The 9,609-nt window shown below is 71.5% G+C and carries 9 protein-coding genes; 4 read left to right on the forward strand and 5 right to left on the reverse strand.

All coding sequences use genetic code 11. The annotated features are described in order from the left end of the window. The first annotated feature begins 207 nt into the window (after positions 1-207). Positions 208-882, forward strand: a complete 675-nt coding sequence (locus ACTUAL_RS22170; protein WP_440901593.1) for a DUF3800 domain-containing protein — start codon at positions 208-210, stop codon at positions 880-882. Positions 883-1,044: 162 nt separating this feature from the next. Here ACTUAL_RS22170 and ACTUAL_RS22175 read toward each other — a convergent pair whose 3' ends face one another. The 3 genes from ACTUAL_RS22175 to ACTUAL_RS22185 are packed head-to-tail and all read right to left on the reverse strand — an operon-like array spanning position 1,045 to position 3,418. Beyond that, positions 1,045-1,497: a DUF350 domain-containing protein gene (locus ACTUAL_RS22175; RefSeq protein WP_440901594.1), complete on the reverse strand. Its 453-nt coding sequence runs from the start codon at positions 1,495-1,497 to the stop codon at positions 1,045-1,047. 16 nt (positions 1,498-1,513) lie between these two features. Next, positions 1,514-2,677, reverse strand: coding sequence for a glutathionylspermidine synthase family protein (locus tag ACTUAL_RS22180; RefSeq protein ID WP_096491012.1), 1,164 nt, complete (start codon positions 2,675-2,677; stop codon positions 1,514-1,516). Beyond that, positions 2,678-3,418, reverse strand: coding sequence for a hypothetical protein (locus ACTUAL_RS22185; protein ID WP_440901595.1), 741 nt, complete (start codon positions 3,416-3,418; stop codon positions 2,678-2,680). Positions 3,419-3,538: 120 nt separating this feature from the next. Here ACTUAL_RS22185 and ACTUAL_RS22190 point away from each other — a divergent pair, with 120 nt between their 5' ends. Beyond that, positions 3,539-4,606, forward strand: a complete 1,068-nt coding sequence (locus ACTUAL_RS22190) for a septum formation family protein (RefSeq protein WP_218181794.1) — start codon at positions 3,539-3,541, stop codon at positions 4,604-4,606. Between the two features lie 4 nt (positions 4,607-4,610). Continuing rightward, entirely contained in the window at positions 4,611-4,961 is a 351-nt protein-coding gene (locus ACTUAL_RS22195) for a metallopeptidase family protein (protein WP_096491009.1), read from the forward strand. 294 nt (positions 4,962-5,255) lie between these two features. Here ACTUAL_RS22195 and ACTUAL_RS22200 read toward each other — a convergent pair whose 3' ends face one another. Further along, positions 5,256-8,642, reverse strand: coding sequence for a TIM-barrel domain-containing protein (locus tag ACTUAL_RS22200; protein ID WP_440901596.1), 3,387 nt, complete (start codon positions 8,640-8,642; stop codon positions 5,256-5,258). A gap of 226 nt (positions 8,643-8,868) precedes the next feature. Between ACTUAL_RS22200 and ACTUAL_RS22205 the strand changes: the two genes are divergently transcribed. Continuing rightward, the gene (locus ACTUAL_RS22205; protein WP_096491007.1) at positions 8,869-9,417 is read left to right on the forward strand and encodes a peptidylprolyl isomerase; all 549 of its coding nucleotides are present in this window, start codon (positions 8,869-8,871) and stop codon (positions 9,415-9,417) included. 50 nt (positions 9,418-9,467) lie between these two features. On the opposite strand, the gene ACTUAL_RS22210 is transcribed toward ACTUAL_RS22205, so the two are convergent. Continuing rightward, on the reverse strand, positions 9,468-9,609 hold a 142-nt coding region (locus ACTUAL_RS22210; protein WP_440901597.1), incomplete at its 5' end, for a DUF397 domain-containing protein.

The raw sequence follows: 9,609 nt of genomic DNA on the forward strand, positions 1-9,609 counted from the left end.
GACGCACGAACGGCTTCCGGGTTCTCGCGCAGTGCCTTGAGGTCGATCACGAGGGGTAAGGGTAGCCGCTCTGGGCGTCGGGCACCGCAGGCCGGGCCGAAGGGACGAGTGCGGGGCGAGGGCAAGCACCATTCCACAACAGGGGAATATTCTTAATAAATTGATCGTATTTCCTCTTGGGCACCTCGGATAATTAGTATCCACCCCGTGGCTGATGTGCGATTGTTCTACATCGACGACTCGGGTTCCGCGGTCTCGAAACTCGTCGTCTACGGCTGGGTGGAACTGCTGGCGCAGGACTGGAGACCAGCTCTGCTCGGCTGGCTGGACTGGAGGAACGCGCTGCACGACTCGACCGGCGTTCCCACCAACTACGAACTGCACGCCAGCGATTTCGCCAACGGCAGGGGGAATCCGACGGGCACACCGTGGGATCGGAACAAGTCGGCGCGAACTGCGGCGATGGTCGCCGCGCTGACGGCCGTCGGCACGATGCCCGACACGTCCACGGGTGCCGTGTACCGGCGTGTGGGAAGCAGGTACGCAGCGGCGAAAGCGGCCGTGTACGCGGACCTGGTGCGCGAGATCGACCAGCGGCTCTGCTCGGCTGATGAATTCGGAATCGTGTACATGGACGGCGATGGCACCGCCCCGTTCTACCGGCCCGCGCACCGAGCGCTGGACCTGAAGACCCGTCGGATCATCGACGACCCGAACTTCCAGGGCTCGTACCTCAACCAGTGGGTACAGGTGGCCGACCTCATCGCCTACGCGGCGTACCAGCACGTGCTGCGAACACCGAGCAAGGAAGCAGCCTGGGAGTGGTACCCGAACCTGCTCGGCGGCAACAGCACTACCGGCAGCACGCCCAAAGAGTTGTAAAGGTCTGGAAATAAAGCTGGACCCGCTTTCCCCAAGAGCATGGGGGCGGGTCCGCGCCATCAGCTTAGCAAAACCCCCACGCGATCCCCAAGCTCTTCCCGTCACACGAAAGGGTGGTGCGCCTCCCAGACGCACCACCCCGAACGCGCACCCCCGAGGGGGTCAGAAGATCGCCACCGCCACCACCAGGCCCAGGGCCACGTGCGCCGCCGCCACCACGACCGAGGCCGGGGCGAAGCGGTCGGACTCGATCATGCTGCCGATCTCCAGGCGGGTCACCCACTCCAGCAGGCGGACCGCGATCACCTGCACGATGATCCCGGCCAGGCCGTAGATCAGGCCGGTGAGCAGGCCCTCCGCGAGCTTGCCACCCGCGTTGTAGATGGCGATGACCACGATGAACGCCATGCTCACCAGGCCGGCCGCCGTGACGATCACCGCGTTGGGCGCGCCCGTGCGGACCAGGGTGCTGAGCTTGCCCGGCGTGGTCCAGTCGATGGCGTAGAAGCCCACGACCATCAGGATCAGGCCCACGATCGCGTACAGGGCGATCGCGCCCAGGCCCTGCACGAGCGCGGAACCGAACCCTGGGTCCAGCGCGAGGTTGGTGGTCACTTTTGGCTCTCCCGTTTCACTCGACAATCCGATGCGGCACGAACGCCGCCCCGTCGTCCGTCACCAGTCCGACCGACTCGCGGATGCCGAGGCCCGCGGCCTGGTCGCCGACCACCCACGCGCCCAGCACGGGTCGGTACCCGTCGAAGTCGGGCAGCGGGTCGAACAGCTGGTAGACGAACCCCTCCTTGCCGTACACGCCGCCGGTCTGGGTCTCGTAGCCGGGCGCGACGATCTGGATGTTCGCGCCCTCCCTGCCCAGTCGGGGCTTGCGCACGTACTCGGTGAGCAGGCCGGGGTCGTCGAGGTAGGCGGGCAGCAGGTTCGGGTGACCGGGGTACATCTCCCACATCACCGCGAGCAGCGCCTTGTTGGACAGCAGCATCTTCCAGAGCGGCTCCACCCACAGGGTCGCGGGCAGGCTCTCCACCGCGTGCCTGCCGAACTGGTCGTCGGTCATCCACTCCCACGGGTAGAGCTTCACGACCGTGTTCATCGTGGCCTCTTCGAGGTCGACGAACCGCTTGAGCAGCGGGTCCCAGCCGATCTCCTCGATGGCCAGGCCGACCGTGTTCATGCCCGCCTCGGCCGCGGTCTCCTGGAGGTACGCCACGGTCACGTGGTCCTCACCGGAGGCGTCGCCGCCCGACCAGGTGAAGTGCAGCTCGGCCGACGGCAGGTTGCCGCCGATCTCGGCCCACCGCTCGACGAGCTTCTCGTGGATGGAGTTCCACTGGTCGTCGTCCGGGTGCACGTCGGTCTTCCAGTTCCACTGGATGACCGACGCCTCCAGCAGCGACGTGGGCGTGTCGGCGTTGTACTCCAGCATCTTCGCCGGACCGCGCCCGTCGTAGCGCAGGTCGAACCGGCCGTACAGGTGCGGGTCGCGCCGCTTCCACGACTCGGCGATGGCGGGCCACACCCACTCCTGGATGCCGAAGTCGCGGTAGCGCTCGGTGAGCACCACGTTGTCGACGGCCTCCAGGCACATGCTGTGCAGCAGCTCGACGTCCGCCTCCATCGACAGCACGTCGCTCATGTCGAAGGCGTAGTGCACCGACTCGTCCCAGTACGGCCGGGGCGTGCCGTCGACGCGCGACGCGGGCGCCCCGAAGACCAGGCCCTGGTCGGACACCGTGCGCTGCCAGTTCGGCCGGGGGACGGACAACTCCCGTCGCACTCAGCTTCCTCCGCTCTTGGTGCCGCCGCTGCTCTTGCCGCCGTCGACCACGCCGAACCCGCCGCGCTGCACGGTGGAGCCCGACTTGGTGGTGACCTTCGAGTTGTCCGGCATGGTGTAGCTGCCCCCGCTGACCTTCTGGCCGACCGGGGTGCTGGCGCCACCGTAGTGGTACCGGTAGGAGCTGCCACCGATGTAGATGAAACCGCCGCTGACGTGCCCGCCGTTACTCGTCGCGTACGATTCGCTACAGTACTTGTCGTCGACGACGACGCCGTCCGCGGTGCACTGCGCCTCGACCTCGTCCGGGGTCGACGCGGCGTACCAGATGGCGACGAGGGCGACGACGCCCACGCCGACGCCACCGCCGATGAGCAAGCGCTTGCGGAGCTTCTGCTTGCGCGCCTGCTCGGCCTCGTAGGCGAGCCGCTGCTCCTCCTGCTCACGCAGGGCGTGCTCACGCGCGCGCTGCTCGGCCAGCGACGGCGGCCGGGGCTGGGTCACGCCCGCGACCTGGTTGCGGATCTGCCCGCGCGGCGGCGTCCCCGGCGGCACCGCGCCGGGGCCCGGAGGCGCGGGCGGCGGGAAACCCGGAGGGGGCGTTCCCGGTCCGGCGCTCGGCGGCGTCCCCGGTGCCTTGGGCAGCACCGGGGGCGGCGGCCCCTGCGGCGCGGCGGGAGGCGGCGGGTTGCCGCCGGTCCCGGAGTTCGGTGCGTTCTTGGTTCCGTCGTTCTCAGTCATCAGCCACTCCCGGCGGGGACGCTACCCAGGATGGCCGCCGAACAGGTGACGAGTGTCCTAATAGAGACACAGTCCACCCGGCCGGTAGCCCCCAGGCTCCTTGCAGGCATCATGGAGTAGATGTCTGCGCGCGCGGGTTGGTTTCGCCGGAGTGACCACGTGGTTCTCGTCGGCGCGTTCGTCGGCGCGCTCCTCCTGCTCGGACTGAGCTCGTTCACAACACTCCCGTTCAGCTCGGGGCCACTCGGCGGGGTTACCCCACCCGAGCGAATCGACCCCTTCGAAGCAGCTCAGGCGGGTGATTGCCTGAACTGGGCCCGTGACGACCTCGCGGACATCGGCAAGGTCGAGTGCTCGGCCTCTCACCTGTTCGAGGTCAGCGGTGTGGTGGACATCTCGTCGGAGTACGGGCCCCAGGCGCCGTTCCCGGACGCCGCGACCTGGCAGACGATCAACGCGGACCACTGCGCCTCCGAGTCGCTCAAGTACCTGTCGAACAAGCTGGACCCGTTCGGCAAGTACACGGTCGGCCCGCTGAACCCCGGTGAGAAGCGCTGGGCGGCGGGCAAGCGGACGCTGCGCTGCGGCCTGCAGGTGGCCGCGCCGTCCGGGAGGCTGCTGCCCGCGTACGGGTCGGCGCGCACCCAGGACCAGTCGGACGTGCACGACCCCGGCGTGTGCCTGGGCATCCAGGACAACTCGATCGGCGACCCGGTGAGCTGCGAGGAGCCGCACACGTTCGAGATCATCGGCGTGGTCGACCTCGGTGCGGGGAACACGCGGTTCCCGACCGAGGACGAGCAGGAAGCCGTCATGACCGAGAAGTGCGACGCGATCGCCAACGAGTACAGCGGCGGCAAGGTGATCAAGGAGCGCGGCCTGCTGGTCACCTGGGACTACCGCGCGCAGGAGAGCTGGGACGCCGGGTCGAAGCTGGCGAACTGCAAGGTGGGCGCGCTGCCGAACGGCACGCTGCTGACCGCGTGGACGGGCAGCGTGCACAACCCGGACGCCCCGCCGCTGACGCCGTCGAACCCGCCGCAGACCTCTGCGGTGCAGCAGGCCGAGGCGACCGGCGCGCCGATGCACTCCGAGGCCCCGGCGAGCGAGTCGTCCGCGCCGTCGTCGCCCGCGCCGTCCTCGTCCACCCCGCCGTCGAGCAAGGAGAACGAGGAGGAGGGCGGGTGACCCGGTGCCGGTGGAGATGACCCGCCAGCGGTTCGAGGAGCTGGTGGCCGAGGCGCTGGACGAGATCCCGCCGCAGTTCGCCTCGGCGATGGACAACGTGGTGGTGCTGGTCGAGGACCGGAACCCGGACGAGCCGACGCTGCTGGGGCTGTACCACGGGGTGGCGCTGACCGAGCGGACCAGCGAGTACGGCGGGGTGCTGCCGGACCGGATCACGATCTACCGCGAGGCGCTGCTCGACGTGTGCGAGGACGAGGACCACGTGGTGGAGGAGGTCGCCGTCACCGTGGTGCACGAGATCGCGCACCACTTCGGCATCGACGACGCGACGCTGCACGAGCTGGGCTGGGGCTAGCGGAGCGGGCCTGGCCGGTGGGCCGGGCCGGGTGGGGGACGCCGCCGGGCGACGTCCCCCTGACCTCTCACCCGATGCGGTAGGCCCGAGTGGTGGTCTGCGCGAGGGGCCCGCCGGGCCCCTCGGCCGCCACGCGCAGCGACACCCACCGGGGCGCCCATCCGCTGTGCCGGTCGGCGCGCCAGGTGCGCGCCGACCGGCACAGGCGTCGGGGCCTCGCGGGGCTGTCACTCCCCCGGCGGGGTGCTCGGGCGGGCGTGGGGGCCGAACCCGTCACCCCCCGTCCAAGCCCCCTCAGGCGTCCAGCCGGAACTGCTGCGCGGCCGTCCCCGCGCAGGTCCTGATCCGCAGTTGGGCCTGGTCGGAGCCGTCCAGGCAGCGGCCCGACGCCGGGTTGCGCAGGGCGCCGTCCGCCTGGGTCTCCCAGAGCTGCGACCCGGTCCCGTTGCAGTCCCACAGCTGCACCTGCGTGCCGTCGGCGGTGGCCCCGTGCCGCACGTCCAGGCACTTGCCGAGCGCCCGCACGGTCCGGTCGGCGGGGGCGTGCCAGCGCTGCGCGTCGCTGCCGTTGCACTCCCACAGCTGCACGGCGGCGCCGGAGGCCGGGTCGGCGTTCGCGACGTCCGCGCACCGGGCGCCCGGCCCGGTGAGCGCGCCGGGCGGGAAGCGCCAGGCCACGCCGGAGCACGCGGAGAGCCGGTTTCCGGTGGCGTCCAGGCAGGCGCCGGTGGCGCGGTTGGCCAGCTCGCCGGTGGTGCGCAGCACCCAGGTCTGCCCGGTGGAGCCGTCGCAGGTCACGAACGTCCCGGTCGTGCCGAGGCACCGGCCGAGCGCGCGGACGGTCCCGCCGGTCGGCGCGCTGACCTGCTGCGCGGCGGACCCGTCGCAGGCGGCGAGCCCGGCGGGCTGGGCGGACAGGCAGCGGCCGTCCGGTCCGGTCACCCGGCCCGCGGTCGGGTTGCCCGCGGCCGAGCCGGACAGCGCCACGGTGTGCGCCGAGGTGGTGGTCAGCGCCGGGGTGGTGACGGTGGTGGTGCGGGTGTTGGCGTTGAACGACCAGGCCGTCTCGGGCAGGCGGACGCCGTCGACCGCGACGGACGTGGGGGCGGTCGCGCCCGCCAGCCGGAGCGTGTACGACCGGCTGCCCACCGCGCCGGGGTAGTTGCCCGAGCGCGCGCCCACGGTCAGCGTGCGGGTGGCGTCGCGCCAGGTCAGGGCGGTGGTGGCGGACGCGCCGGAGCGGTGGCCCAGGCCCTCGCCCTCGTCCTCGTACAGCGAGGTGGAGCCGTCGCCGCCGGAGCCGATGGTCAGGGTGAGCCGGGTCAGCGGGGACTCGCCCTGGTTGTGGACGTAGTCGGTGCGGGTGGTGAGGATGCCGCCGGACCGGACGAGGACGGGCATCTCGGTGGTCGGCGCGGTCAGGGTGACCTTCGCGGGGCCGGTGTGCCGGGCGCCGGTGAAGTAGTCGGTCCAGGTGCCCGGCGGGATCCAGGCGTCGACGGAGCCGGTGCCGGAAGCGTTGTCGGGCGTGGTGATGGGGGCGACGAGGACGTCGTCGCCGAACAGGTACTGGGCGGGGTGGTTGTAGGCGTCCTCGTGGTCCGGGTAGTTCAGGTACATCGGCCGGGTGATCGGCACCCCGGTCCTCGCCGCCTGCCTGGCCAGCGAGTAGGTGTGCGGGATGAGCGCCTCGCGCAGCCGCAGGAACTTCAGGCCCGCCTCGGCGGCGGCGCCGGTGTAGTCCCACGGGAGCCGGTCGCCGTGGTCGGAGTGCAGCCGGTCGATCGGCTGGAACGCGCCGAGCTGCACCCAGCGCGCGTACAGGTCGTCGGCCAGGTGCTTGCCGTGGAAGCTGCCGATGTCGTGGCTGGTGTTGGACAGGCCCGCCGCCGCGGCGTCCGGGGTGAAGCGCGCGGCGAACGCGAGCAGCTCCCAGGTTCCGGGGGTGTCGCCGGTGAAGTGCATCGTGTTGCGGCGCTCCGACCAGGGGCCGAGCGCGTAGTTGGACTGGATGCCGCCCTGCTCGGCGCCGCCGATCCGGGAGAACGCGAAGCCGCGCAGGCCGCGCGCCTCAGCGTCCCGCGCGTACTCCTGGTTGATCAGGTTGTCGGCGGCGTAGCCCTGGTCGGACGCCCTGGCCGCGCCGCAGCCGGTGCAGTAGTCGAGCCACCAGGCGCGCACGCCCTGCCGCTCGAACGGCTCGTGCAGGCCGAAGTAGGAGCGCAGGTGGGCGGGGTTGGACCAGTCCCAGGTGTAGCGGGTGCCGCCCTCGTGCTCGAGCCCGCCCGCGACGCGGTTCGCCTCGGCGAAGGCCGGGTCGTCGCTCTCGATCGCCGGGTGCGTGTTGAGGGAGACGTCGAGCCCCTGCTGCTCGGTCCACTCGAGGAAGCCGTCGGGGTCGGGGAAGAGGTTCCGGTCCCAGTTCCAGCCGTCCCACTTGGCCGGGGACTTCCAGTCGGTGTCGACCACGAGCCAGTCGATCGGGGCGAAGTTCGCGCGGAACGCGGGCAGCAGGGTGTTGCGGTAGTCCGCGTCCGAGTAGGCGTGGTACCGGGAGTACCAGACGCCGTAGGCGGAGCGCGGCAGCAGCGCGGAGTGGCCGGTCAGCGCGTTGAGGTCGCCGAGGGCGCGCTTGTGGTCCTTGCCGTACCCGAACAGGTAGCCGTCCTGGTAGGGCTGGTCGCCGTGGCTCGGGCGGGGCCCGGTGGACAGCGGGGTGCGGGTGTCGTCGAGCAGGTACCAGCCGCCCCGGTTGAGGACGCCGGGGTTCAGCGGGACGGGCACGGCCCTCGGGTTGTCCAGCGACCTGGCCCAGCCGCCCAGGGCGCTCTTCGGGCCCGCGCCGTAGGCGGTGGTGAGCAGGGTGGTGTCGGCGGCGGGGTGCGCGGCGCCGACCGGGGTGAGGGCGACGGTGTCCAGGTTGACGTTGCCGGTGGCGCCGCCCTCCTGCGCGAGGCGCAGGGTGCGGGAGCCCGCGCCGACGGTGATCCGGACCGACGCGGTGGACCAGGTGTCCCAGGAGCCGGTGACCGGGAGCGTCAGCGCCGGGCCGGGGACGCCGTCGACCGAGGTCGCGAGGGTGCGGGTGACCTGCTGGCCGTCGCCGCCGACCGCGTTGGCGTAGCGGACGGACAGCTCGTAGGTCCCGGCGCCAGGGACGCCGGAGACCCGGTGGGTCAGGCTCGCGCCCGCGCCGGTGAAGCCCGCGAGGAACCCGGAGCCGGAGTGGCCGACGTGGTCGTAGGCGGCCGAGGCGGTGCCGCCGAAAAGCCCGTTCTCCGCCTCGCAGGCCGTGTTGAACGCGCAGTGGGACGGGAAGGCGGGCGCGCCCGTGCCCACCGAGGTCTGGACGGTGGTGTTGGCGGAGGTGAACGGGCCGCTGCCGCGCTTGTAGCGCAGGGTCAGGGCCGAGGTGCGGATCTCGCGGTACTCGCCGGAGACGGTCGTCGTGTACGGCGGGGTCGGGAAGTCCCGGTTCAGGGCGTTGAACGTGGTCGCGTCGGTGAACGCGCCGTCGCCCGCGTGCTCGAGGCGGATGAGGGTGGGGCTGAGCACCTGGAAGCGGGTGTTGCCGTCGACGACGGTGCCGGTCGCGGCTTCGGCTGTCGGCGGGTCCAGCGCGGCTGTGCCCGCGAGGGCGGTGCCGAGCGCCAGGAGTGCGGCGAGGAGCGGACGCGGCATGGTGCCCCCAGGGGGTTCGTCGGTGAACCGGCTCAGGTCGCTTCCGAACCTGGCCGTTGTCCGCCGGACAGCGCCAGCCCCTGGGCGGCGGAACACTTCGGGCGTTCGCGGGAGCGCTCTCACAGAACGTCCCGACCGGGCGGAGCGCCTTCGCCATTCCCGTTCGGGTGGAAGATCAGGGGGGTGGTGCGGTCGGGCGCCCCGGCGGTGGTGACACGATGACGCGATGACGGAAAGCAACAACGTGATCACCGGCCGCGACGTGTTCGCCACTCTGCGCACCTCGGCGGGGGACATCCGGATCAAGCTGTTCCCCCAGCACGCCCCGCAGACGGTGGCGAACTTCGTGGAGCTGGCCGAGGGCAGGCGCGAGTACGCGGACCCGAGGACCGGTGAGAGGACAACAGCGCCGCTGTACGACGGCACGGTGTTCCACCGCGTCATCTCCGGCTTCATGATCCAGGGCGGCGACCCGCTGGGCACCGGGACGGGTGGCCCCGGCTACACGTTCGAGGACGAGTTCCACCCGGACCTGTCGTTCAACAAGCCCTACCTGCTGGCCATGGCCAACGCCGGGCCGGGCACGAACGGGTCGCAGTTCTTCGTGACGGTCAACGCGACGTCGTGGCTGAACTTCAAGCACACGATCTTCGGCGAGGTCGCGGACAGCGCGTCGCGCGGCGTCGTGGACCGGATCTCGCTCACCGAGACCGGGCCGCAGGACCGGCCGGTGGACGACGTGGTGATCGAGAAGGTCACGATCGAGCGGGACTGAGGTCGGCCCCGCGACGTTCGGGGCCGGGCACGGGACCCGGCCCCGAACGCTCAGCGGTCGAACCGCCCCTCGGCGGCGGCGGTGCGGAACCGCTGGAACTCGTCGGTGGTGAACGTCAACCGGCCGGACTCGGGGGCCTTGCTGTCGCGGAACAGGGCGGAGCCCCGGTCGTGCGCGACCTCAACGCAGTTG

Source organism: Actinosynnema sp., from assembly GCF_052038725.1.

Bases quoted from the DNA above. Each gene is read 5' to 3' on its own strand.
- ACTUAL_RS22185 (WP_440901595.1), bottom strand. From the start codon at position 3,418: ATGACTGAGAACGACGGAACCAAGAACGCACCGAACTCCGGGACCGGC.
- ACTUAL_RS22205 (WP_096491007.1), top strand. From the start codon at position 8,869: ATGACGGAAAGCAACAACGTGATCACCGGCCGCGACGTGTTCGCCACT.
- ACTUAL_RS22200 (WP_440901596.1), bottom strand. From the start codon at position 8,642: ATGCCGCGTCCGCTCCTCGCCGCACTCCTGGCGCTCGGCACCGCCCTC.
- ACTUAL_RS22190 (WP_218181794.1), top strand. From the start codon at position 3,539: ATGTCTGCGCGCGCGGGTTGGTTTCGCCGGAGTGACCACGTGGTTCTC.